This is a genomic window from Candidatus Villigracilis vicinus, from assembly GCF_016702885.1.
Taxonomy (GTDB): domain Bacteria; phylum Chloroflexota; class Anaerolineae; order Anaerolineales; family Villigracilaceae; genus Villigracilis; species Villigracilis vicinus.
On the sequence record NZ_JADJDD010000030.1, the window covers coordinates 280,708 to 304,540 of the forward strand.

The following is a 23,833-nucleotide window of genomic DNA, read 5'->3' on the forward strand; positions in this document are numbered from 1 at the left end:
CAACCGAATATCGAAGACTGGATTATTGTTCTTTACCAGGCCGTCCAACCGCCGTCCACGATGACGTTGTTGCCGGTCATATACGAAGAGGCTTCAGATGCCAGGAAAAGCAAAGCCCCGTTCATTTCATCCTTTTTCGCCATGCGACCGAGGATGGTCTTGGCGGAATAATTCTTGACGAAATACTCTTCGTGGTTGTTATACACACCACCCGGGGTAAGGGCATTGACTCGAATTTCCGTCTCGGCATAGTAGGCGGCAAGGTACTTGGTAAAACCCATCACACCCGCTTTGGTGGTGGTGTAATAGGCGGGTTTATAGGCCACACGCTTGCCATCTTTGATGTAAATGCGTTGGTCGGGTCCATTCAAACCATAGGTTGAACAGATATTGATAATGCTGCCTTTTTTGCCCTGAGCAACCATCTGCTTGACACTAGCTTGGGTGGTGAGGAACATGCCGGTCAAGTTGACGTTGAGAGCCGCTTGCCAATCAGCAAGTGGATAATCTTCGAAGGCGCCGGGGGCGATTCCTTTTTCTGCGGCGGTGGGGTCAAACTTGGGGTCAAGCGCGGCGGAGTTGACAAGAATATCGAGGCGGCCGTATTGCTTCACGGTTTCAGCGACCAGCTCCCGGGTCGATTCGAGGCGGGTCACGTCGAGAGGAAACGCCATCGCGGTATATCCGGCTTCGGTGAGTCGAGTCGCGGTCTTGCCAGCAAAATCCATGTTGAGGTCTGCGGCAACGACGGCTGCGCCTGCTTCTGCAAGGGTCTTGCAGAATTCATAACCCAACTGTCCGCCGCCGCCGGTGACGACTGCAACGCGATCTTTCAAATTGAATTTATCGAAAATGGTCATATAGGTTCCTTTTGAGTAGCGCGAAGTTTATTTCGCGTTATGGAAAAGCGGTATAGATTTTATCGCCTTGTTTGTTAACGGCGAGATATAACCCATCAGCAAGAATGACATAGACCGATTGTACTTCCACATCTTGCGAATCCACATCGAACAACGCCAGCACAGCTTCACCGGAAAGCACATCGGCTTGAAGCTCGGCGACCCCTTCATCAAATCGCCCGCGCGGCAGACCAGTGACGGGGTCTACAAGGTCAGGCAATACGTAACCGGGGTGCTTCGTATAAAGATAAACCGGCGCAGTCTCATTGGAATAGATACGCGTACCTTCAGGCAGTTCTGCAAGAAATTTCATCGCTTCCGAGTCGAACCACTGGAAGGATGCATATCCCTGTCCGCCTTTGCGAAGTTGGGTGAGGGTATTGGTGAAGCCGGAAAGGGAGAAAACGAAGACAGCCAGAGTCAGGAGAACTACACTCATTTTTTGTTTTCGCCAAAGCCAATAACCAGAATAGACCAGCATAATAAGCAGGCTGACGTAAACCGGCGCAACGATACGAAGCTGGAATTTGGTACTGGCATCAAACAGCGTCATCGAAGAAAGGATCGATGCAAGATAGCCGAAGATATATAACGTACTGATAAAAGAAAGCACTTCAGGAGCTTGTAGCGAGGGATCCGTGAACTTCTTCAGTCCTTTGAATACAATCCAAACCAACAAAACCAAAAGGAGACCAAAAAGAATAACAGCAAACATGTTCGGGATTTTGATCAGAGTCTTTCGCCATTCTTCAATGGGCAAAATAAAGGAGGCGAAATTGGAAATTCCAAGTTGAATATTTTCGGAGGTGATCGGGTGATAGACCAGTTTGCGATTGGTGGCGTTATCGGTCAACAAGCGATTACGAATTGCCCAGGCAAGGGCAAAGGGAATAAACCCTGCCAGGAAGATGCCCGCGCTGGAGAGGCGTTTCTTCCAAGTATCTTGAAGGATAAAGAGTGAAACAAGAAAAGTTGCAAGGAGAGCAAGACCTGCATAACGTGTCAGATAAGCAAATGACGTTAATACACCCGCGAATAATAAAAATTTAATTGCAGATTCTTCACGAGCAAAGTAATGAGAGAAAGCCAGGAACGCCGCCAGTGTAAAGAAGATATACAGCGGTTCGCTCATTGCCGTGGTGTGAATGCGAAAAAGTTCCCCATTTACCAAAAATAGAGCAGCCAATACAAGACCGGCGACTCTTGAACTGGTCATACGCCAGCCAACAAGCCCCAGTAAAAAAATATTTACGCCAAACGCCAACGCATTGACAAAACGCGTGCCGCGTAAAGGGTCGAGCCCACTTAAGCCGACAAATGCGAGAATGGCAGAAAAACCGGGTGGGAAATGTGTAACCGGCTGGTTCGATGCCAGCCACGCTTCACGGTAGCCTTGTCCAGCAAGGATGCTTCTCGCCCCGGCAATATAGCCAATGGAATCATCCAGGAGCCCCAGCCCTTGCGGAGTCGCATAGAGGATGAGAAAGGTTCCTGAAAGGGAAAGCAGGCTGAGGATTAAGAATGAAACGTAAGGGGGTTTGGTCATACAAAGAACAAGTGACAGTCACCTTTAAGGTGACTGTCACTTGCATCAGATTACTTCACCGGAAGCAGGAAACCCTGTTCTTCCAGATACTTGACAATGATACGAGCATTGTCTTCAGGGGTGGATTCATAGCCCTTGAGCGTGATCTCTGGCTTGACAGGCGGCTCATACGGATCATCGACACCAGTGAAGCCCATCGGCTTGCCGTCGACCATGGCTTGACGAGCCTTGGCATACAGACCCTTCACATCGCGCTGTTCGCAGACTTCAACAGGTGTGTCCATGAAGACTTCGATGAAGTTCTCACCGACCATCTTGCGGGCTTCTTCACGGGTGGCGCGGTACGGGCTGATGGCGGCGCAGATGACAATGCCGCCGGCATGTACGATCTCGCCAGCGACGAAGCCGATGCGGATGATGTTGGTGTCGCGATCTTCCTTGCTGAAACCAAGACCCTTGGAAAGGTGGGTACGGACCACATCACCGTCGAGGATGGCAGTTTCACGTCCGCGTTCGAGCAACAAGGTGGTCAACACAGAGGTGGTGGCAGATTTGCCGGAACCGCTCAAGCCAGTGAACCAAATGCCAAAGCCCTGCTCGTGGCGCGGAGGGTACATCTCGCGCAGAATTTCTGCGGTCTCGGGGCGGGTGAACCATTCGGGGAGCAACTTGCCCTTGGCGAGATAATCATCGCGGACTTGTGTGCCGGAGATGTTGGCAACTTTCGCGCCCTTGGGAACATCCTTCTCTTCCACGTAGCGGTCTTCGTCGGGGAGGTAGACCAGCATTTCGAACGGAACCATTTTGACGCCCAGTTCGGCTTCGTACTGGGTCATTAATTCCTGCGCGTCATACGGACCGTAGAACGGCTTGCCGCTTGAGTCATTGCCAGGACCTGCGTGATCGCGCCCGACAATGAAATGATTCGCGCCATGGTTGCGGCGGATGATGGCATGCAGGATAGCTTCCTTGGGTCCAGCCATACGCATGGCAAGTGGAAGCAGGCTCAGCATGGTGCTTTTCTGATCGTAGTGATTATCGACCAATGCCTTGTATGTGCGGACGCGGGTGTAGTGATCCACATCGCCGGGCTTGGTCATACCCACCACAGGGTGAACAATGAGCGAGCCATTCACCTGAGCGGCGGCACGCTTGGTCAGTTCTTCATGAATGCGGTGCAAAGGATTGCGGGTCTGGAAAGCGACGACATTGTCGTGCCCCATCGCTTCGAGCATTTCGCGCACCTGAGCGGGGGTATGGCGCAGGTTCACAAAATCATAATACTTGGGAAGGTTCACTACCTTCATCGGACCACTGATGCAAACCTTGCCCCAGCGTCCCATTTCAGAGACCATCGGGTGCTTGGTATCGGTCGAGCCGTATGCCAGCGCAGCTTCGGTGTTCGCATCCCAGTGATAGACCTCATCAAGAGTCATCACTGCGATCAAATCAAAATTCGCGGAACGCAGCGCGAGTTCTTCACCCACGGTCGGCAATTCCTTCGGGTCAGCGGTCAACGTGATCGGCAGTGGGAAGAGCGTGCCGTCTGCAAGGCGCATTTCCTTAAGGACACGCTCGTAATCAGCTTTGCCCATGAACGTGGTGAGGGGTGAAAAGCCGCCGGTGGCGATCAATTCGAGGTCGCACAGGTTGCGCATGGTGATCTTGATCGAAGGCAGATGACCTGCGCGGGCGATCAATTCGTCGCGCTCGGCTCCCTTCACGACCAAGTCAACAAGTTTTCCACCGTAGGGGGGGATAAGATTAGCTTTTGCCATGATTGTCACTCCATTGTTTATTGTAAAGCACAGGTATAAAGAGGTTAAATTACACCCGTACCAGTTTGCACAAGCGCCCATTATACTCCAAAATTCAGTGGGTGAATTTTGGAATTCTCCTGCCTCTTTCTAAATCTCCGGCTTGTCATAGCCCACAAGCCTCCACCAATCCATAAGCAGACCCAACAAAAAAGCGGCAGGTTCTCTGCCGCTTTTGCCTATAGCTTTATCAACTTTCCAGTCGTTTGAGACTCATGCACCGATGAAATGACCTTCTGCACTTGAACACCGTCTTCTAAAGTACAGGATGGCTCCGCCTTGCCTGAAACCACATCCACAAAATGCCGGGTCTGTTGTTGGAACATAACGTTCCGCTCCCAACCCTCCGGCAAGGGATACACATCCCATTCTTTTTTCTCCGTTCGATAAACGTGCGCCGCGCCATCGACCAGATTCCACTTGATGGTGCCGTTCGTGCCAATAATGCGGAACTCATGCTCCGGCGGTTGTTGGTTATAGTCGAGATGTAAACTTCCCAGCGCGCCGCCTTCAAAACGCAAACCGATCTTGGCTGTATCATCTGCAGTGACTTCAAGGTCGCTCAGTTTTGCGGCAAAGCCCCAAACGGATTCAACTTTCCTGCCAACCAGCCACGGCAAATAATCCAGTGAATGACATTGGGTCGCCACCACACCACCGCCCATGTCTGCGCGGGCTGCATAGCCCTGGCGATAATCCTCCCACGGGTGCCATGCCGGTAAATACTCGCCAAAATGAACATGCGCCGAAACCACGCGTCCAACTTCACCATTCTCGATCAACTGCCGCACCTTGACCATGCCCGGATGAAAGCGGAACTGGAATGCAACCAGGACTTTCGAGCCGCTTTTCTGCACAGCGGTTTGAAGAACATCCACCCGTTCCATGGAAGCGGCAATGGGCTTTTCCAACAAAATGGCGCAGCCCGCTTCTGCGGCAGGAATGGCAACATCCAAATGCAGTGACGTGGGGTTTGAAACAATGACTGCATCCGGCTTGTGTTTCTTCAGCGCTTCGGCGAAATCCGTTTCAACAGGGTAGCCCGCCAATTCATCATCAGGCAGGGTCGCTTTGTGAGTGCGGTAAAGGACAATATCCGTTTCGCCCAATGCGACCAGATTACGCATATGGCGTCTTCCTACAGATCCAAGACCAGCTATTAGATATTTCATGTTTCCGTCCTTATATATGAAATGCAGGGGCGGGGTATACCACGTTGTGGCACAAGCCCCGCCCCTGCAAAATAGTTACCAATTCAAATCTTTCTCATACCCCCACTTCGTCAACACATCCCCGGCAATTTCTTTGAACAAAGCTTTATCGCGCGCTGTGAACAAACGCTGCCAATTCCCTGCCTGCCCCTTCGGGAGGAAGGAGGCAATACTTTCATTGCGTTGCGCCTGCCATGCTTCATCCGGGTTGGAGGACATTTCGTCGGTCAATTTTTGCTCAAGAGCAGGGTCCACACGCTGCACGCCCAGGAATTTCCACAAGCGGGAGAGTTCCTCAAAGGGCTTGGAAAGCATGTCTTCATAACGCAGCGAGATGTAGTTCTCACCATATAAGCGTTTGCTTTCGGTATCGATCTCGTTAAGGTCATCCACCCAGCGCCTGGCAATGTTGCGAATGGACGCCTCGGTAAAGATCGAGCGGCGCCCATCGCTAAATGGAGCCGAGTCAGTTTTCAGGTCCGCGATGATGCGCTTGTCTTCGGCGGTGAGGAATTTAGACTCCTCTACAAAGTTACGGAAGCGTTCCGAGATCAATACGTCGCGTCCATCGCGGACGATGTAAATGAGTTTGGCATCGGGATATAAAAGATGTGTATCGCGCACGAGCTGCCCGTGGATCGTGGATGAAGGGCTTTTATCTCCGACGATATGCTTGCCTTCGCGGGCGGCATCCCGCTCCATGATGAAGTCGGCGGCGGCACGCAAGACAAGAGGCGAAAGGTCGCGTCCCTGGTTCCAGCGGTTGGATTTTCGCGAGAGCCATTCCTCCGCCTCGGGCGTATCGACCAGCGATTTGAGCATGGGTTTGCGCGTGAAAAAATGTGCCTGATAATTCGCGTGGACTTCTCCATGCAGACGCAGGAGACGCATAAGCAGGGTTGTGCCTGAGCGGGCGTGACCCAGGATGAAGAATTTTTCGCGTGGAAAGAATTGTTTGATCTCTACCAGTTCTTCAGCAGTAATGGCAGGGATGGGGTTGCGGGTTTTCTTTTTGGGTTCGCCTTTGATCAGAATACGGGCAGCGGCTTTTAAGCGTGATAGCATAGGGTGTACAAGTCCAATAATTGAGGTTCAAAACAAAATACAGGTTTTCAAAAGCAATCTATTCAACCAGTATATGAGTTGATCTTCTGAGATAGTGAAATTATAGCATGGGGCATTGCAAGGTAAAACAGAAGCGACGCGCTTATAATCACACCATGGTCACCAAGCATAAAAAAGCGGAAAGATTCTGGGTCTCATATCAAAAGAAAATCTTTCAACTTGCAGAGCGTCTCAACGAACGCAGCAATAATTGGCTCTGGATACTGGCGAACTCCACATTAAAAACACTACAACCCGAAACATCGATCCGTGCATCTGCGATCGCTTATATTTCGTTGTTTTCCCTTTTCCCACTTGTAATTCTTAGCATTTCCATTGCCAGCTTTGGTTTCGATGCCTACATCAACCAGCGCACCATGTTTAAGAGCCTTGAGTTCGTTGCCCCTGCATTGGAGCAGTTGTTGGGCAGGAATATCAATGAAGTCATTCGCACTCGCGGGCCCGTTACCGGGTTTGCTTTGCTTGGTTTGATGTGGTCCGCTTCAACCATTTTTTACACCATGACCCAAACTCTGAATGAGATCTGGCATATTAAACAACGCCGGTCCTCATGGAAAGTCCGTGGGATAGCGATCTTATCTGTATTGGCTCTCATAGGTCCAACGCTCTTTCTCGTTTCTCTGGCAGGCAGTGTGATCACCAACATCCGCTTTTGGGCGCCGGACCTTGTGATCCCCGTTGGGTATGGGCTCAGTTTATTATTAACCGTGATCCTGGATATAACACTCTTTATGGTTTTGTATATGGTTTTACCTCATGGCAATGCCACCTGGCGAGAGGTATTAGCAGGAGCAATTGGAGCCGGTCTGCTATGGGAGCTGGCAAAGCGCCTTTTCCTCTATTTTGTATCCACATACCTCAGCATAAACAACCTTGTCTACGGAACCATCTCCGCCATTATCGCGTTTCTCTTTTGGGCATACATTGGCAGCTTGATCTTTATCTTCGGAGCACATTTCAGCGTCTCTTATTTACATGTTCGCCAAAGGTCTTAAACAAAATAGTGACGACTTGCGTCGTCACTATTACGATCAAAGAACTGAACTGGCAGGTCTTTTACCTATTCCAATTAAGCATCACGAGCCCCAAAAGGCAGACTAGTATTCCGGCAATATTGATCCACGAGATTTTATCCTTGAAGACAAAGATCGCCACAGGCACAAGGATCAGCGACGCCAGCACGGTGACCAGCACAGCGGCAATGCCCAGGTTCCAGCCCGCACGGTACATCAATAAATAACCAAATTCGATTCCCATAACAGCCGCAGCCAGACCAAAACTCGCCCAATTCAGCAGCTTTAGTTCTGCCATCACATTTTGGGTCGGGAAGAAAACGAACGTAAAGAGGGTCGCCACGAAGGCGACCCCATATGTCACCAAAAGTGACACCGTAAAATTCACATTCGCAGGTGTGCTTTTGGCGACGAAGTGATACAACGCGCTGGAGGCGATGGCAAGAACGATCGAAAAATAAAAGAGGAACATGGACCCGGCTTTGCTCATGGACAACTAACGAAAATCCACCCGTTCCTGTGTGATCCGGATCTTATGTATGACCGAGGTATCGGTAATACAAATGGTAACATCGCCAGATTTGGCCACCGAGTTCTCTGCGCTGGTTGCCCCGGTGATCCATGCCCATCCCCAATAGCAGCCAGCCAAAACTTTTGTACTCACCACATCGTCTTTTCCGATCGTATAGGAATAGGTATAACACTCGCCTTTATCGTTCGGATAGCTCATACCAAATGATAAATTGGTGCTACCTTGAGAATCATTTCGGAACTCAACACTCACCAAATCGCCCTTGGGCTCTGGTCCAGGTATCTGATTGCATTCGGAAGTAGGCGTAACCGCAACGGAAATCGTAGCCGGAGGAAGTGTAGGAAGGAGCACCAACGGCGCAGGGGTATTGGAAGGCTGAGGGGTGAATGTCGGCGGAACAGCTGTCACAGTAGGCACGGCGGCGGCAGTCTGGGTGAGCACCAACCAGGCTTCGGCAACGGCCGTAGAGGCAAGGTCTTCTGCGCTGATCTCAGGCGTGGCTGCTTCAGCGCCTCCACAAGCAGTCAGCACAGTTATTAATAGAACAGACAGTACAGGTATAAGTATTCTTTTCATTTTTCTCCATTTTTATTGACACTACCCAGGCAGTATCAATTATTAATTAGCTTTGAAGATCCAGACCTGGAAATCTCCAACCTTTTCCACACGGATGTAATTCTCCTCAATGAAGCGGATCAAGCCCTGAGTTATGGGCAGATCACTCCACATCTTTGAACTGAGGCGGTTGATCGTCGCATCTCCGGCAGTGGCATCCAGAATAAGCGGGCGCTTTTCAGCAATATCTTGCTGTAATTCATCGACCATTTCCTGCGAGACATACGGAGACACCCCAAAGGCATAGGTGTAAACAAATCGCGAAGGGGATGCTCGGTCCGACAGGAAATTATAAACGCTGGCGTTGCCCCAGATAAGCACATAATCGCCGGGTTGGGTATTTTTCAGGAGATAGTCAACGTATATTCCCTCATCCACCTTGGAAACATCCGGTGGTGGGAACGATTTTTGTACCCAAATCGACCTGGAAAGATTACCCAAAATTGCCAACCTGCCAATGACAGGCTGCAGACCAAGTCCCAGTACCAACCCCAAAATAATGAAAAAGCTCAGAGTCCGTAGGTACGTAAAGCTTGGAAGGAATCTGTCAGCCAGTTTTTGAACGAAGTAGATTAAAAATCCGACCAGAAGCGCCAGTACAGGCAGCCAAGCAATGTAGTAATGCATATATCTCCTACCCGAAAGCAGGGATAAAAAAAGTTGAATCGGAAGCGCTGCAAGGATAAAAAAGAAATAGCTCTTCAGCAGTCTGCCTTGCTTCCAGGGTCTTAAGAGTAGCGCACCAGCAAAGCCTGCCAACGCGGTAAGAACGAGGGGTTTTAAAAGTTCAATCCCTTTGCCAAGCGCCAGCCAGGAAAACTCGCCAAGCCGCGAATAATAATAATTGAAAATAAAGACCTGGTCGATTAGCGCTCCAAGTGAACCATGAACAGCGAAATAAAAAGCGATCGCAATCAGCACACACGCGCCTCCCGCTGCCATGGCAACGAGCTTAACCAGGGCTGGCTTTCGTTCCTTTGCAAAAAACAGCGGAATTAAAAGGACCAACCCAATAGCAAGATGCACTCCGATGTTATTGGGGCGCAGGGAAAAAGCCAGGGCAGCCGTTACCCCGATCATAAATTCGTTCCAGGAATGCTTCTCCGTTTGCAACCCTCGCAGGTAAAAATAGATCGCCGAGAATTGAAAGAGCAGGGAATATTCCTCAACTGAATTCCCATGATCGATGATCTTCGAAAAAGCGGACAACCATAACGCCGTACTCACAAGTGCTGTGAATGGGTCGAACACCATCTGCAATGCCAGCAGACATGCCAACGCTGTCAGAAATAGAAAAATAACCTCGACCACCCATACTCCCCAAGTAGACCCAAACATCCACAAGCCCAAGGCATTGATGTAATAAATGAGCGGACCTTTGTGATCCCAAACATCTCGATATGGGATCTTCCCATCCAAAACTTGCTGCCCGGCATATAAATACACTCCCTGATCCCGGTCAGGAACAGGCTGATACAGCGGTGCAACTGGAGCCAAAACCGCAAAAACGATCAGCAACAAAATAGAACTGGATATAAATAAACCTGGCTTCATCCTGCCCTATGAATTTAGTACGTTTAAAATAAATTCTGCTGTACGCCTGCCAGATAACGCATCTGTAAACGTGATCTCGTCCTCAACGAATTTTCTGCGCTCGACGGAATCCACACTTCGGTCTTGCAGGTACATGTTCAGCGCTTCGAGCAGCTGCTTTTCATCCGAAGCGACTCTGCCCGCATTGGCTTCACGGAAGCGCTTATGCGTGGGCCAATCGCCGATCTCTTTGAGCGAGAGCGAGAACTTGTTCGGCTTGTTCCAGCCGCCAGGGACATCGATCGTCGCGGCGATCATCGGAGTATCGTGGACGGCAGTCTCAACCAGCATGGTCGAGTAGACCGTCACCAGCACATCCGAATACGCCATCATGGACGATTTCTCGTCCATGTCTTCGCCGCCGTAATAGCCAAGTGAGCCGCCTAAAGCCACAGGCTGGACGACATGCACATGGGGATATTTCTTTTCCAACTCAAAGACTTGCACACGTTCATCTGCAAAGATCTTTGGCTTGTCTTGAAAGTGACTCGGGTGCAAGCGGATCAATAGTTGCGAAGGTTCTGCCAGCGCATCTGATGAAACTAATTTTGCCAGGGCTTCAATATTCGGGAAGTTCGGCGCGAAATGGACAAAGCTGCTGGCATAGGAGATCAACTTGCGTTTCGGGTCGAGGTTGTGCAGTTTGAAGTACTCATCACGCGGCATGAGCCATTGCTTACGGAAGTAGCCGTCATACGAAGGGATGCCGCCGATGTTGACATGTTCCGGGTCCCAATCTGAGCCGTAGACCAGTTCGTCCTTTTGCAATTGTGACCAGCAGGTCGCCCATTGCACATCTGCGCCGCTGACGTTGTACGAGGACGAATTGTCCCAGCCAACGATGACGGTCATATTCGGGATGCCACGGCGGGCAGACTCACGCAGGAGATAACGGTCCATGCGCCAGCCGGGGGTAGAGGCGATGACCATGTCGGGTTGATACTTGTCAAAGAGGTCAGTGTACAGCCCCGGGGTAGGCGTGAAGCGGTTTTGCATCCGCACAAGCAGTTTGCGCGCCCAGGAAAAATTCCGCAGGAAGAAAAGCATCACAGCGGCGGGCATCCACACCCCAAGGCGGAACTTCCAGCCGTTCTCGCCCCACACTTCCCAGACGTGGCTATCCATCGCTTCGGTGTTGATGCGGCGTGAACCGCCCACACGACGCAAGTAGATCAGCAAAGATTGCAGGCGCGGGCTGACCTTTTTAGCGTAGTCGTTGGCTTGTTTTAAGCGTAAGCCTTCGAAGCTGAGACCCGGGCGCGCAAAGCGTTGGGCGATCTTGTCTTTGGTATCGTCATCGGTGAGAACGATGACTTCAACACCCGCATCCAGCAGCGTCGAAACGACGTCACTTTGCAAGAAATAGATGATTGCCATGCCGTGATCGGCGGAGATGAAGATGCGTTTGGTCATAGGGCTTATATTTTAACACGCAGATGCGAACATTGATTTATTATGTTGACCCATTTACAATCCCTCTGTGTTCACGATTACCCCCATAGTCGTCTCGTCCTTTATCTCGATGATGCTGTTCTTGATTGTTACCGTGATTGCCTGGCGTCGCAGAAACGGAGCATCTGGCTATTACTTTGCCATAATGGCTGCGTGTCAAACGTTCTGGACGGCGATGGTAACCCTTGGATATGCGGCAATACCGATCTCGTTGAAGGTTTTCTTTGCTACTTTAGATGCATGGGGGTATATGTCAGCAAATCCTTTTATGCTCTTTTTCGCCTTATCGTTTACAGGGTATGAACACATTGCGCAGAAAAAATGGGTGAAAGCGGTTGCGGCATTTTCTGCCATTTCCAATATATTGTTGGTCACTACCAACTCATGGCATGGGTTATATTGGAAGAATTTCATTCCTCAGGCAGATAATGTCATTCTGTTCGAACACGGACCCGCGTTTGCATACACCGTAATCACAGGTTACGCATTCACTTTGTCTGTCCTCGTCATCTCTTCCGTTGGCGCATTTCGTGGATCGAATATTATGAAACGTCAGGCGCGCTGGGTGGTGGCTGCGCTTCTTACACTCATTTTTCTGAATGTTGCGTATCACACCAATGCAGCCAGGATGCCTGGGGTGGATTGGTCAGCTGCCACCTCATCACTCTTTGGTCTCATTCTTTTATGGGCGTTATACGGGGATAAATTACTGGATATCTCACCCGTTGCACGTAATAAACTGATCAACAATTTGAGCGATGGCATGATCGCGCTTGATTTGAAAAACCGTATTATTGACATCAACCGCTCGGCAGCGGGCGTCCTTGGCGCCGCGGAGGATGCTTTGCTGGGAAGGAATTTGGAAGATGTTTTCCCACGCTTCAGTTCAGAATTAAAAGAATCGCCAGAGAAAGAGATCAAATTCGAGATCAATATTGACGACCAACGCTATTATGATGCGCTGCTTTCTCCACTGCGTGATGAATGGCCCAAAGGGCAGATCGGCAGGTTGATCATACTGCGCGATATTACCGAGCTCAAGCAGAAGGAACTGCGGCTTTTGCAACTTCATAAGGCTGTGGAACAGAGTCCCGTTTCAGTGGTCATCACCAATGTTCAGGGCAACATCGAGTACATCAACCCGCATTTTACAAAGTTGACCGGGTATGGGTTCAATGAAGTCATCGGAAAGAATCCGCGCATCATTCAGTCGGGAAATACAACGCCAGAGATTTATGATGAAATGTGGAAAACTATTCAATCTGGCAAGGTCTGGCGTGGTGAGGTCTGGAATAAAAAGAAGAACGGCGATCCCTATTGCGAAGTGGAGATCATCGCCCCCGTCATCAACAGTGACGGCGCCATTGTCAATTACATTGCCATCAAAGAAGATGTGACAGCAGAGAGAACATCAGAAGCGGAACTGCGCAAAGCGTACACAAAACTGGAAACGCAAATGCAGGAGATCCAGGGACTCCAGGATGAATTGCGTGAGCAAGCCGTTCGTGACCCGCTTACAAAGCTCCACAACCGGCATTATCTGAATGAAACGTTGAGCCGCGAATTATCGCGCGCCATGCGTGAACGATACCCGATCTCATTTCTAATGTTGGACATCGACCACTTCAAACGCGTCAATGATACCTATGGGCATGCCGCCGGTGATTTTGTATTAAGAGACCTTGCCGATCATCTGGCGGAATTCACCCGCACAGGCGATATTGTATGCCGGTATGGGGGTGAAGAATTCCTTGTGGCTTTTCCAAACACAAAAGAAGGGGATGCTTTCCTCATCGCAGATCGCTTGCGCGCTTCCATTCAAGAATCACCCATCTATGTAGATCACCACGCGATCTCGATCACAATTTCGGCAGGCATTTCGGAGTTTCCCACTCATGGTCAATACGAAGCATTAATATTCGAAACCGCAGATAAAGCCCTGTATCATGCGAAGCATACTGGGCGTAATCAAGTGATATTGTGGTCGAAGATAAAGCCGCCTTTTTAAACGATTTGAGCAATTACGAGTAATACCAACTGAAAATCTTGTTATACACCGCCAGCAACATTTTCTTGATAATTCCAATCTCCAGGATTCGCTTCCCAAGTGAGATGGGTTTCTTTTTGCCTGCATCTTTTAACTCGTCACGCAAATACCCCAGCGTATTGGACATGTTCATCGCCAGCGGATCGCTGACCATCAGGCGCAGGTAACCGGCATCGTTCATGCGCTTATCCAACTGGCGGACTTGCCCCATGGGCTTGTCCATGTCGAAGGGCAGGAACTGCTGCAAGGTGGTTTTATACGCCGTGAACTGCCAGTGACTTGCCCCCGCAAGCGCGGTCACACCTTTGTATTGAATACGCCAGTCGCTTGTCTCGGCATAGACTTTTACATTCTCTTCTTCGGTCTGCCCGAGCGAGAGGTTGAATTCCAAAAAGGTTTTCCACGGAATGAACTGACCTTCATCGAGAGTCGCGTTCTGCTTCGCCCACTCCAATGTAGACGAGTACAACTCCGGCGAGGTGCGATACGGTCGCGCCGTCACCATGCCAACATTTGGGAAGGTTTCGAGCAACTCCACCGAGCGTGAAAGCCAATTCGGGGAAAATAAAACGTCCGCATCGGTATAGGCGATGATCTCGCCCGGCGCGCCTGCCAGCATCACATTCCACGCGCCGCCCTTGCCCATATTTTTTTCAGAGAGGATCAAATATTGAATGCGCCCCTCTTCTTTTTCACTCACAAGATATTCGCGCACTTCTTCGCAGGAACCATTATCAAAGATCATCAGATCAAATGGCAAACCTGCATCCTTGCGCATGGATTCAAGTGAGACTTTCAATACATCGAGAGTCTCGGCATAGAATCCGCTCAGGAAGGGGATGTAATTCAACAACGCAACCGTGATCCGCTCGGGGCGGGCAACGTCTTTGACGAACTTGGCAGGGTTTTGACCTTTTCGCATTTTCGATACTCGTTATTCGGGATTCGATATTCGCAACTCGTCATTCGGAATCGATTGGTCGATTCTCGAATATCGAATTATCGGAATATCTTCTTGATTCGCTTTTGCCATCGCTTGGGGCGGGCAATGTTTTCAAGCATGGTCTCGGGGAGAAAAAAGAACAGGGCACGCAGGAACAGCTCAAACTTACGTGTGAAGCGCAGCGACGTCAGCTTTGGGCGGGCAAGTGTGTCACCAACTAATTGATGAGTTGAATCCAAAATGGTGTAACGCACATTCGCTTGTCCGCCTGCAAGACGGATGTTCTCATTCGTCTCGGGGTGGTCATAGTGCGGCTTCGCGCCAGGCAGGTGGCTGTAATCGTGGTTCTGATGCACGATCATCACGGACGGCGTGCAATCGATGACCGCCCAATTTTCTTTGCGCGCTTTGTAGATCATCCAATTATCCCAGCCCGCACGCCCAATGGTGAAGGCTGGGATGTCAGCATAGCAGGATTTTGGGAAAAGGAAAAAATCGCTTCCGGCGGGACGATGAAGCTGACCCTGACCATGGACCATGGACCGTAGACCGCGGCTCCAGTCTCCTGAAAAATCAAGCGGTGTGGTCACGTCCAAATCCCAACGCTGACTGAGGAGGACGAACTCTGACCTTAGACCTTTGACTTTTTTCGCCGCTTCGACAAAATCGGGCATAAGGACCATGTCTGTGTTGATGATGCAAAGTAGATCGCTGTTCGAGTTCTCGCGCGCCAGCGTGAACATGGACGAGATCAACGGCGTGCCGTTGGCATTGCATTCGACATGAGCAACATGCTTCACACCCAAATCACGCGCCGCCTCGGTGAGACCTTCTTCATCGCCAAGCAAAACGACTTCAACATCCGGCAGCAACGTCCACGATTTGATGGCGTTGCGTTGGATCATCGCAATATGCGGATCGGTGAAAGGTTTGGGGGCAGAGAATAAAGTAATTAATGGCATGGGGGAATCGTAATTGGTTATTTCTTTTTCGTTGCACGAGTATCGATATCTTTGAGGGTTTTATGCTGCACACCCGCATTGATCTTTGCCAACTCAGGATTATCGTGTACCAAATCCAGGACTTCTTTCCATGTAAAGTCATCACGTCCATCGAAACGAGAATAAATTTCTTGCATGAACTCAAGGTCTTCGGGCGTGTCCACCGTCCAGCGGTAATCACCGAAGTCGGTGGTGTGATGGAGCAGGGCGATATTATATCCGCGCGGGGAAGTACCAGTTTGTAGTTGACGGTTAACGGTTGATAGTTGAACGCCTTCGTAGAAGTATGGCATGGCGTGTTCGCGGTGCTGTGGTTCTTTCGCCTCTTTCCATGCTTTCTTCAAGACCTTGAAGGTGCAGGCTTCCACATCCAATCCGATGGGATAGGTTCTCGTCCATGGCGGCGGGAGGCGATTGCAGACAAAATCATATTCATCTTCGAGTAGGGTGTTGACCACGTTATCGATCAACTCTGGGTCAATCACTGGGCAGTCCGCCGTGATGCGAACAACCACGTCCGCTTTGGCTTCCTTGGCGGCTTGATAGTATCGGTCGAGCACATCGAACAGACTGCCGCGGGTGAAGGGAATGCCAGAGAAATCACAGTATTCCGCCACAGGGTCGTCCGAGGCGTCTGTCGTCGTGGCAAAGATAACTTCGTCAAGCGTCTTCGCCCGCGCCGTGCGGACGTAAACCCGGCTCAACATCGGCTGTCCGCCAATATCGGCGAGGATTTTCCCCGGCAGGCGGGAGGAGGACATGCGTCCTTGAATGATGGCAACTACTTTATTTGGCATAGGGTACAGAATTTACCACAGAGAACACGGAGGGCACAGAGAAAATTTACTGTACCTTACTCAACATCCCCTTCAAACGGAATCGGCAACGGATTCACGAATCCCTTCGCGCGGAATTTCTCCACATAATCACGCACGGTCCAATAATCCAAGCCAACCTGTTCGGCGATCTCAAAGACCGTATGCTGACCTTCGAAACGCATCATGATCTTTTCGATGGCGCGGTTGAGCGCCCAGTTCTCACGCCAATCCACCCACAGACCGTAGCCGCTGAGAAAGACCGGTCCACGGAAGGTGCGCTTAGGCGTGTAATTGCTGGCATAGATGCGGATGATATCTTCGGCAGTCTGCGCCGCGCCGACGAGCATGTCGTCGTGCATAATGTCGAGATTATCGTCGGTGGTGTGATACTCGTCATAAGGGAAGCGGTTAATGGAAATACACGGCACGTTCACGCCCGGTCCATTGATGACGCGTTCGTCGTTGGCAGGTGCGGCGGCGAAATCACGTTCGTCATGAACGGTCTCGCGCAAGACAAATTTTGTAATGCGGTCAAGCAGGTGATCGTGTTGGCGGGTGTGATGCCAGGCGATCTTGTTTTGATTGCCCGTCATCTCCATAAAAATTCCACCGCGCAGGTTGGGAATCAGACTCTCGTTGTGAGCCAGCCAGGCGATGGTGCCGATGGTCTCCGGTCCGAACCAGAAGCGGACGCTCATCGAGCCGCGCGGCAACGGCTTTTCAGCAAGGCGGCGCGCCAGTTCAATCGTGCTGACCACGCCCGCACCGTCATCGTTTGCCTGCATGGGGTGACAAGTATGTGCCTGCACAAGGAACTCGCCAGCTTCGGGGTTCGGTCCGCCTTCAGGGTGGACGACCGCCGTGGCGACTTTGAATCCCTGCGCCGGGTCGGTGATGAATTCGCAGTTGATAACTGCGCGATATTTTTTGTCACGTGGGAGTTTATCAAAAGTATTCTTCGGTAAACAAAACCCCCAACTGCGTTCGTAATATTTGAAGACCCAAGGCACGGTGTGCGGAAGCTTCTCGTTGAAATACAAATGCGGTTGGAGTTCTTCAAAACTCAAAACTGTATCGACAGGCAGTGAATACGAAACGATGTGCAGCGGATTATCTTTGAAGTCCACGATCCGCTCGCCGCCTTCGATCTCCAGATACGCTTCATGGACAACATAGCGTTCCGGCACTTTCCACGTCCAGACCTGCTTGAGCGGGGCATAGGTCTCGATAGTGTAACTCGAAGACTCGGGCATGTACGAGCCGACGATCTCCAGGGTCTTGTCATGGTCATCGGAGACGAGGGTACGGTGCAGAGGAAAGAATTCTGCGAGGATGGATTTGAGGGAGGTGTAGGGTTTCATAAGATTAGGATAGGGGCGACTCGCGAGTCGCCCCTACTAGAAATTAATACTTCGGCTCTTCAATATAATGCAACTTCTCAGGGTGCTCACGCACGATCACCGACATATTGTCATAAAACTCGTTCGCCGTGGAGTGATGCACCTTCGCCGCGCCAACCTGCACTTCACGGATCACACCGGCTTCCAGCAATTCATTCATCCCTGGCACAATATAGGTCTTTACCCGCTCATTATTGCGCACGAACATCGAGTGCATCTTGATCTTCGGCACACGGTCATAACCAAGATAAATTCCAGCAAACTCTTTCACACGCCGATAATTGCAACCGACATTGTATTCAATATAATGATGCATCGAGAAGGTGCTGTTGAAATCCAAGCCGATGCTCACAATGGTTCCGTTAATTTTATGAAACAACGCAAACGCCGAGTTCGGTCCATAGGCTTCCACATCGTCTGCTTTCGAAAATTCCTCTGCCCGCGCGCCGATGACAGAAAAACTATAAATGGGATGCGGTGTGCGTAAGGCATTCGGTCGCAAACGCGCGATCTCCGTGATGGCACCCATCTTCGACGGAGTTTCCTTCACGTCAAAATAATGAGTCTCCGTCCACGACTGAAAATTGAACGCTGGGAACATCACCGTGCCGTCCTTGCCCGCCAGCTCAATGAATGCGTCGATGACCGCATCTGCGCCGCCTTCCACGCCGCCCAATGACTTGTACGACGTATGCACGATGACCGTATCGCCATTCTTGATCCCAATTTGACGAAACCCATCAATAAGTTGTTTTTTAGTGAGCATTCTTTTCTCCAAGACTTCGATAGACTTCCATCAACGCCGCGGCATTCTTTTTCCAATCCGCGCGCTTCTCTGCTTCGCTGCGGCTTGCCCTGCCGATCTCGGGCAGTTTCTCACGCTGATTCATCGCCGCCAGAATCTTCTCTGCAAGGTGGTCTACATCCCCATCACGAAATAGCCATCCATTCTGATTCTCGAATACCCATTCTTTATTCGCAGGGATATCCGAAACCAGACATGGCAGCCCGCACGCCAAGGCTTCCATCAACGACACAGATGAACCGTCCACATGCGAAGGCGAAATGTACAAGTCTGCCATATGATACCAGCGCGGAAGTTCGGTCTGCGAGATCTGCCCGCCATAGGTGACGTATTCATCCACACCGCCACTTTGAAAAATCTTGCGGATATTCGCTCCCTGCGACCCACCGCCTAAAAGGATAAGTCGAACATCTTCACGCTGACGCGCCACTTTTACAAATGCACGCGCCAGTACATCCACACCATAACGAGTCTCCCAAGAGCGGTTGCAGAACAAAACAAACCCTTCACTCTCTTTTCTTTCTTCTTTCTTCGAAAAGTGTTCCAAGTTCACACCCCAGGGGAAGACGATGGTCTTATCAGGGTTCATGCCATAGACAAAGGCTTTGTCTTTGGTCACATTGGCATCACTGGTGAAGAATGTGGAACGTTTGAGTGTGTACTTCGTGGCGAATTCCCACATCCACCCTTTGTGGACGTCGTCCATCAAGTCGAATCCCCAAGACATGGTAAGGAGTGGACTCGCGCCAGCGAGAACGGCGATAAAAGCACAGGTCTGGATCGGACCCGCATGGATGAGGTCCGGCTTGAGGTCCCTTAAGAGGCGCTTGAAATCCAACACCAAAGCCGGGAGTTTGCTCCATGTAAATGCTTCGCGTCCGCCCTTCCAAATGACTTGATGTACATTTTCAGGCACCGAACGGCTTTCTACCTGTCTGCGATTGCCTTCGAGTTGAACAAAGTGAACATCATGCCCGCCATCAGAGATGGCTTTGAGAAAACGATAATCGTGGGTGGAGTAGCCGAGGGAAAAATATAGAATTCGCATGTTGATATTCGATATTCGATATTCGGAAAAACATGTTCGAATATCGAATATCGATTCCCGAATATCGTCTTACGCGCCTAAATCTGTCCAGCGCAATTCTTTGCCTTTGGGCATATCTGCCAATGCTTTGGTGCCGATAACATTCTCGATCTCATGCGGTTTGACCGCACCAATGGTGGCGGGACGCAGGACATCGATCATATCGCGAGTAAAAGTCTCACCGGCTTTGATATCGCGCGCAGCTCGCAGGCAGCGGCGTTGAACGACTTTGGTCTCCTGCTCATTGGCAGCAATGAATTTGTCGGAGCTACCAAACGAACGTTCCAGCAGACGTGTCTCTTCGACCATCTTTGCCCAATTGGCAGGGTTCATCGCAAATTTGTGGTCAGGTCCTTCGCGGTCATTACTATCAGTGAAGTGCCGTTCGATCATGCGTGCGCCGAGAGTAACAGCCCCCAGAACAGGCGCAACGGAATGCGTATGATCAGACAAACCAAGGATCACATCAGGGTACATGGCGGCAAATGTTTTGAGCGTGTTCAAATGCAAATGATCGTAATTATCAGGGCTGGCTGTGTAGTTCGTGTTACATTGCATCAAACACAACTGCTTGTTGACCTTGAGAATCGCCTGCACAGCACGCTGTACATCGGCAATATCCGCGGCGCCGCAGGCAATGATCATTGGTTTGCCCTTGGATGCCATATGGACGAGCGCTTCGATCCAATCAATTTCGCCGGATCCTGCTTTGAAGGCGGGAATGTACGGGGCAACGTGTTCGATGGAGTCATAATCGTAAGGGGATGTGAAGAAGTCGATGCCGACCTTGTCACACTCCTCTTTGAGGATGGGTGTCCAGCTCTGCGAGACGGAGGCAGCCGCATAGACTTCGGTGACGGAGCGCTTCCAATTTGCCTGGTGACTGACCTTGGAATTCATGTGGGTGAAGCCGTATTCAGAAACGATCTTCGGCGCTTGAAAATGCTGGAACTTGGCAGCATCGGCTCCGGCTTCTTTGGCGAGGCGGATCAGTAGCTTGGCGCGTTCCAGATCACCGTCATGATTCGCGGCGATGTCAGCGATGAAGTAGGTGGGGTGATCCAGTCCGACCATATGATTGTTAATTTTGAAATCCATTCGATCTCTCCTTTATGTAGATTACAAAGTGTTCAGTTTTGCAGCCATAAAAGCAATGCAGTTAACGAAAATCCATCTTTGACCTTCTGGTCCTTTAGCAATTCCTTGATCTCATCCCGCTTAAACCAGCGGATCTCGCTGACCTCGTTGGTATCAAAACCCTGAACCTGTTCGCCTGCCTTGCAAAACACAATATGAAATACCTGATTGGCATTCCCGTTCATCGGGTAATAGGTATAGATCAATTTGTGATCGGTAGAGCTATAACCAGTTTCTTCCAAGAGTTCACGCCGGGCAGCTTCAAGAATCTCTTCGCCAATTTCCATACCACCTGCAGGCAATTCCCATTCAATCGTGTTACTAGGGTAGCGCGGGATCAGGGCAAAGATCACCTCTCCAGCCGCATTCTCCATAAGGGCAACAACCGCTTCACGTTCGAAATCTAACAAATGGTATTTATCGATCACAAAACCATTGGGGAATTTCACCGTGTCTTTGTACAGATTTACCCACCTGCTTTGATAAACAACTTCTCTTGCGAGCCGTTCAGGTTTCATAGGCGTTTCCAACGTATATGCTCCGATATTTCCCAAATACTCTGAGTGTAAGGTGTTTTTATGTGGGTTCTCTGTGAATAACTGCTAAAAAAGCTGTGGATAAGAGGGAGGAATCTGTGGATAACTGGGGGTAAAAAAGCGGGTTTTTGACTGATTTTCCCCAATTCTTGTGGAAAACTTACACAAGAATTGGGGAAACCTGTGGATAACTTCCGGACAATTTTGCAGTTTCAAGCTATGAATGTTGATAACTGCGGATTTTCTGTGGATAACCCTCGGTATGCTGTTTATAAAACTCCTCCAATCCTGTGGAGAAGCTGGGGAGATCCTCGCCCAAGTCTGTGGATAGCTTGCGGGTAGAAAGCCAAAGGTTGTTGGAACGCTTCGCGATCAGCCCCGAGAAGTTGACCGATTTAGGCGTAATGTCGCTTTCGCGCATATTGAAGCGGCGTGCGATCTCCACACCGAATTGATACTTGCTCATCGCCTGCGGACCCACCAGGTGATACAGTCCCTTCAAACCTCGCTTTTGCATTTTCGTCAGTGTACGCGCAGTGTCATTCACCAGCATCGGGCAGAAGAGCACATCAGTAAAGCCGCTCATGCTTTTGTTATGGGTCAGGTTATTGTAGAAGAATTCAGCAAGGCTGCGTCTTCCGTTCAAGCTCCAACCATAAAAGTTGACGCGTGCCACAATGGCTTTGGGATTTTCGGTCAATACCGCCCACTCGCCATCCAGCTTTGTTTTGGCGTACACACTCATGGGGCTGGGTGAATCTTCCTCACTGTAAAAACCATCCTTCTGCCCATCAAAGACGGCATCGGTGGAGATATGGGCAAAAGGAACGCCGCGCATCTTGCTGGCACGGGCAAGGCGGCGGGGCAGGTCAGTGTTCAAGAGCTTGGAAAGCTCAGGATCGTCTTCACAAATATCGAGGTCGGCAAGAGCCGCGCAGTTGACGACCCAATCTGGACGGGCGTCGTCAAGAATCGTATCCACCACGCCAGTCTCAAGAAGGTCGTGCTTAAAAATTTTGAAGGGGGCATTGGTCAACTTGCCGCGATCCACACCAACAACTTCATGCTCCTCCATCATTTCCTGAGCAAAGTTAATGCCGAGCAGCCCGCTAACGCCAGTGAGTAAGATTTTCATATTCCAAGTTCCCAGCTCCATGTTCTCAGGTTCCCAAACTTATGGCATTGGGACCTGATACGTGGGACTATCCTTCCAACTTGCCTTGAGCGAACAGATCTTCGAACGGGGCAATGTATTTCTTAATGCCTTCCACATCAAGCCATTCGGTATTGTTATCACTCGAATACGAAAACCCTTCCTTGAGTTCCCTGCCCTTATCCTTCCAGGAGTAGCCGAACCAGGTCGCTTCGGCAGGCTGTACCACGAACATCTTATCCAACTCAACTGTGTGGCGCGCTTCATCTTCCGAGATGAGCATCTCGTGCAATTTCTCGCCAGGGCGAATGCCAATGACCTTGATCTCGGCATCCGGAGCAATGGCATGCGCAAGATCGGTCACTTTGGTGCTGGGGATCTTCGGCACAAAAACCTCGCCGCCTTCCATCTGTTCGATGCTGTCAATGACGAAACGTACACCCTGTTCGAGCGAAAGCCAGAAACGGGTCATGCGATCATCAGTGATGGTGACTTTGCCAGTGGAACGCTGTTTAAGGAAAAGCGGCACAACGGACCCGCGGCTGCCAACGACATTCCCGTATCGGACGCAGGAGAAGCGGGTTGCTGAGCCCCCGGCATAGGCATTACTCTGGATGGTTAACTTCTCGGCTGCGAGTTTAGTCGCTCCATAAAGATTCGCCGGGCTGACAGCTTTATCGGTGCTGACAGTGAGTACCTTCTTCACGCCCGCATCCAATGCCGCTTCCACCACATTTGCCGTGCCCATGATATTGGTCTTGATGGCTTCCATGGGATTGTATTCGCAGGCGGGCACCTGCTTGAGCGCCGCCGCATGCACAACAATATCCACGCCCAACATGGCACGGAGCAGACGTTCGCGGTCACGCACATCACCGATGAAATAGCGCAGGCGTTCATCATTGAATCCGCCCACCTGCATTTCGTGCTGTTTCAACTCATCGCGGCTGAAGATGATGATCTTCTTGGGTTGTTTTTCTTCGAGCAAGATCCTGGTGAATTTCTTGCCAAACGAGCCGGTTCCGCCGGTAATAAGCACTACTTGATTTTTCCAGTCCATGAATTCTCCTGTTCAGGGCTTTTAAAAGCCTGCTTTAGTTTAA

The 23,833-nt window shown here is 50.4% G+C and carries 21 protein-coding genes; 2 read left to right on the forward strand and 19 right to left on the reverse strand.

Annotated features, from left to right (window positions below):
• Window positions 1–32 precede the first annotated feature (32 nt).
• From IPG80_RS22245 to IPG80_RS22265, 5 genes are all read right to left on the reverse strand, one after another.
• Complete coding sequence (locus IPG80_RS22245) at window positions 33–860, reverse strand: SDR family oxidoreductase (RefSeq protein WP_345112115.1); 828 nt, start codon at window positions 858–860, stop codon at window positions 33–35.
• Between the two features lie 37 nt (window positions 861–897).
• Complete coding sequence (locus tag IPG80_RS22250; RefSeq protein ID WP_345112118.1) at window positions 898–2,445, reverse strand: phospholipid carrier-dependent glycosyltransferase; 1,548 nt, start codon at window positions 2,443–2,445, stop codon at window positions 898–900.
• Window positions 2,446–2,495: 50 nt separating this feature from the next.
• A complete protein-coding gene (locus tag IPG80_RS22255; protein WP_345112121.1) occupies window positions 2,496–4,223 on the reverse strand; it encodes a bifunctional sulfate adenylyltransferase/adenylylsulfate kinase in 1,728 nt (575 codons plus the stop codon).
• A gap of 218 nt (window positions 4,224–4,441) precedes the next feature.
• Complete coding sequence (locus IPG80_RS22260) at window positions 4,442–5,434, reverse strand: Gfo/Idh/MocA family oxidoreductase (RefSeq protein WP_345112124.1); 993 nt, start codon at window positions 5,432–5,434, stop codon at window positions 4,442–4,444.
• A 75-nt stretch (window positions 5,435–5,509) separates the two neighbouring features.
• Complete coding sequence (locus IPG80_RS22265) at window positions 5,510–6,538, reverse strand: sulfotransferase (protein ID WP_345112127.1); 1,029 nt, start codon at window positions 6,536–6,538, stop codon at window positions 5,510–5,512.
• Window positions 6,539–6,693: 155 nt separating this feature from the next.
• Here IPG80_RS22265 and IPG80_RS22270 point away from each other — a divergent pair, with 155 nt between their 5' ends.
• Window positions 6,694–7,593 (forward strand): YihY/virulence factor BrkB family protein, encoded by a 900-nt coding sequence (locus tag IPG80_RS22270; protein WP_345112129.1) that lies wholly within the window; start codon window positions 6,694–6,696, stop codon window positions 7,591–7,593.
• Between the two features lie 61 nt (window positions 7,594–7,654).
• Here the strand turns inward: IPG80_RS22270 and IPG80_RS22275 are convergent, their stop codons facing one another.
• The 4 genes from IPG80_RS22275 to IPG80_RS22290 are packed head-to-tail and all read right to left on the reverse strand — an operon-like array spanning window position 7,655 to window position 11,764.
• Complete coding sequence (locus IPG80_RS22275) at window positions 7,655–8,101, reverse strand: hypothetical protein (RefSeq protein ID WP_345112131.1); 447 nt, start codon at window positions 8,099–8,101, stop codon at window positions 7,655–7,657.
• Window positions 8,102–8,107: 6 nt separating this feature from the next.
• Window positions 8,108–8,719, reverse strand: coding sequence for a hypothetical protein (locus IPG80_RS22280; protein ID WP_345112133.1), 612 nt, complete (start codon window positions 8,717–8,719; stop codon window positions 8,108–8,110).
• Between the two features lie 42 nt (window positions 8,720–8,761).
• Window positions 8,762–10,312, reverse strand: coding sequence for a hypothetical protein (locus tag IPG80_RS22285; protein ID WP_345112136.1), 1,551 nt, complete (start codon window positions 10,310–10,312; stop codon window positions 8,762–8,764).
• 6 nt (window positions 10,313–10,318) lie between these two features.
• Entirely contained in the window at window positions 10,319–11,764 is a 1,446-nt protein-coding gene (locus IPG80_RS22290) for a hypothetical protein (protein WP_345112138.1), read from the reverse strand.
• Between the two features lie 67 nt (window positions 11,765–11,831).
• Here IPG80_RS22290 and IPG80_RS22295 point away from each other — a divergent pair, with 67 nt between their 5' ends.
• A complete protein-coding gene (locus IPG80_RS22295; protein ID WP_345112139.1) occupies window positions 11,832–13,811 on the forward strand; it encodes a diguanylate cyclase in 1,980 nt (659 codons plus the stop codon).
• A 13-nt stretch (window positions 13,812–13,824) separates the two neighbouring features.
• On the opposite strand, the gene IPG80_RS22300 is transcribed toward IPG80_RS22295, so the two are convergent.
• The 10 genes from IPG80_RS22300 to pseB form a co-directional block, all read right to left on the reverse strand.
• The gene (locus tag IPG80_RS22300; protein ID WP_345112141.1) at window positions 13,825–14,772 is read right to left on the reverse strand and encodes a glycosyltransferase family A protein; all 948 of its coding nucleotides are present in this window, start codon (window positions 14,770–14,772) and stop codon (window positions 13,825–13,827) included.
• A 77-nt stretch (window positions 14,773–14,849) separates the two neighbouring features.
• Window positions 14,850–15,755, reverse strand: coding sequence for a hypothetical protein (locus IPG80_RS22305; RefSeq protein ID WP_345112144.1), 906 nt, complete (start codon window positions 15,753–15,755; stop codon window positions 14,850–14,852).
• 17 nt (window positions 15,756–15,772) lie between these two features.
• A complete protein-coding gene (locus tag IPG80_RS22310) occupies window positions 15,773–16,591 on the reverse strand; it encodes a glycosyltransferase family protein (protein ID WP_345112147.1) in 819 nt (272 codons plus the stop codon).
• Window positions 16,592–16,647: 56 nt separating this feature from the next.
• A complete protein-coding gene (locus IPG80_RS22315; RefSeq protein ID WP_345112150.1) occupies window positions 16,648–17,973 on the reverse strand; it encodes a DUF4910 domain-containing protein in 1,326 nt (441 codons plus the stop codon).
• Between the two features lie 43 nt (window positions 17,974–18,016).
• Complete coding sequence (locus IPG80_RS22320) at window positions 18,017–18,778, reverse strand: AAC(3) family N-acetyltransferase (RefSeq protein WP_345112153.1); 762 nt, start codon at window positions 18,776–18,778, stop codon at window positions 18,017–18,019.
• The gene (locus IPG80_RS22325; RefSeq protein ID WP_345112156.1) at window positions 18,768–19,865 is read right to left on the reverse strand and encodes a glycosyltransferase family 4 protein; all 1,098 of its coding nucleotides are present in this window, start codon (window positions 19,863–19,865) and stop codon (window positions 18,768–18,770) included. The genes IPG80_RS22320 and IPG80_RS22325 overlap by 11 nt, the downstream gene beginning before the upstream one ends.
• Before the next feature lie 69 nt (window positions 19,866–19,934).
• Window positions 19,935–21,002 carry an N-acetylneuraminate synthase family protein gene (locus tag IPG80_RS22330; protein ID WP_345112159.1) on the reverse strand — a complete coding sequence of 356 codons (1,068 nt, stop codon included), beginning with the start codon at window positions 21,000–21,002 and terminating at the stop codon, window positions 19,935–19,937.
• Between the two features lie 32 nt (window positions 21,003–21,034).
• Window positions 21,035–21,559 carry an NUDIX hydrolase gene (locus IPG80_RS22335; protein ID WP_345112162.1) on the reverse strand — a complete coding sequence of 175 codons (525 nt, stop codon included), beginning with the start codon at window positions 21,557–21,559 and terminating at the stop codon, window positions 21,035–21,037.
• Between the two features lie 235 nt (window positions 21,560–21,794).
• Window positions 21,795–22,712 carry an SDR family oxidoreductase gene (locus tag IPG80_RS22340; RefSeq protein WP_345112165.1) on the reverse strand — a complete coding sequence of 306 codons (918 nt, stop codon included), beginning with the start codon at window positions 22,710–22,712 and terminating at the stop codon, window positions 21,795–21,797.
• 67 nt (window positions 22,713–22,779) lie between these two features.
• Window positions 22,780–23,790, reverse strand: coding sequence for a UDP-N-acetylglucosamine 4,6-dehydratase (inverting) (gene pseB / locus IPG80_RS22345; protein WP_345112168.1), 1,011 nt, complete (start codon window positions 23,788–23,790; stop codon window positions 22,780–22,782).
• Between the last annotated feature and the right edge of the window lie 43 nt (window positions 23,791–23,833).

What these genes read in the sequence shown, in the direction of transcription:
- IPG80_RS22245 (WP_345112115.1), bottom strand. Translation starts at nt 860, where the DNA reads ATGACCATTTTCGATAAATTCAATTTGAAAGATCGCGTTGCAGTCGTC.
- IPG80_RS22250 (WP_345112118.1), bottom strand. Translation starts at nt 2,445, where the DNA reads ATGACCAAACCCCCTTACGTTTCATTCTTAATCCTCAGCCTGCTTTCC.
- IPG80_RS22255 (WP_345112121.1), bottom strand. Translation starts at nt 4,223, where the DNA reads ATGGCAAAAGCTAATCTTATCCCCCCCTACGGTGGAAAACTTGTTGAC.
- IPG80_RS22260 (WP_345112124.1), bottom strand. Translation starts at nt 5,434, where the DNA reads ATGAAATATCTAATAGCTGGTCTTGGATCTGTAGGAAGACGCCATATG.
- IPG80_RS22265 (WP_345112127.1), bottom strand. Translation starts at nt 6,538, where the DNA reads ATGCTATCACGCTTAAAAGCCGCTGCCCGTATTCTGATCAAAGGCGAA.
- IPG80_RS22270 (WP_345112129.1), top strand. Translation starts at nt 6,694, where the DNA reads ATGGTCACCAAGCATAAAAAAGCGGAAAGATTCTGGGTCTCATATCAA.
- IPG80_RS22275 (WP_345112131.1), bottom strand. Translation starts at nt 8,101, where the DNA reads ATGAGCAAAGCCGGGTCCATGTTCCTCTTTTATTTTTCGATCGTTCTT.
- IPG80_RS22280 (WP_345112133.1), bottom strand. Translation starts at nt 8,719, where the DNA reads ATGAAAAGAATACTTATACCTGTACTGTCTGTTCTATTAATAACTGTG.
- IPG80_RS22285 (WP_345112136.1), bottom strand. Translation starts at nt 10,312, where the DNA reads ATGAAGCCAGGTTTATTTATATCCAGTTCTATTTTGTTGCTGATCGTT.
- IPG80_RS22290 (WP_345112138.1), bottom strand. Translation starts at nt 11,764, where the DNA reads ATGACCAAACGCATCTTCATCTCCGCCGATCACGGCATGGCAATCATC.
- IPG80_RS22300 (WP_345112141.1), bottom strand. Translation starts at nt 14,772, where the DNA reads ATGCGAAAAGGTCAAAACCCTGCCAAGTTCGTCAAAGACGTTGCCCGC.
- IPG80_RS22305 (WP_345112144.1), bottom strand. Translation starts at nt 15,755, where the DNA reads ATGCCATTAATTACTTTATTCTCTGCCCCCAAACCTTTCACCGATCCG.
- IPG80_RS22310 (WP_345112147.1), bottom strand. Translation starts at nt 16,591, where the DNA reads ATGCCAAATAAAGTAGTTGCCATCATTCAAGGACGCATGTCCTCCTCC.
- IPG80_RS22315 (WP_345112150.1), bottom strand. Translation starts at nt 17,973, where the DNA reads ATGAAACCCTACACCTCCCTCAAATCCATCCTCGCAGAATTCTTTCCT.
- IPG80_RS22320 (WP_345112153.1), bottom strand. Translation starts at nt 18,778, where the DNA reads ATGCTCACTAAAAAACAACTTATTGATGGGTTTCGTCAAATTGGGATC.
- IPG80_RS22325 (WP_345112156.1), bottom strand. Translation starts at nt 19,865, where the DNA reads ATGCGAATTCTATATTTTTCCCTCGGCTACTCCACCCACGATTATCGT.
- IPG80_RS22330 (WP_345112159.1), bottom strand. Translation starts at nt 21,002, where the DNA reads ATGGATTTCAAAATTAACAATCATATGGTCGGACTGGATCACCCCACC.
- IPG80_RS22335 (WP_345112162.1), bottom strand. Translation starts at nt 21,559, where the DNA reads ATGAAACCTGAACGGCTCGCAAGAGAAGTTGTTTATCAAAGCAGGTGG.
- IPG80_RS22340 (WP_345112165.1), bottom strand. Translation starts at nt 22,712, where the DNA reads ATGAAAATCTTACTCACTGGCGTTAGCGGGCTGCTCGGCATTAACTTT.
- pseB (WP_345112168.1), bottom strand. Translation starts at nt 23,790, where the DNA reads ATGGACTGGAAAAATCAAGTAGTGCTTATTACCGGCGGAACCGGCTCG.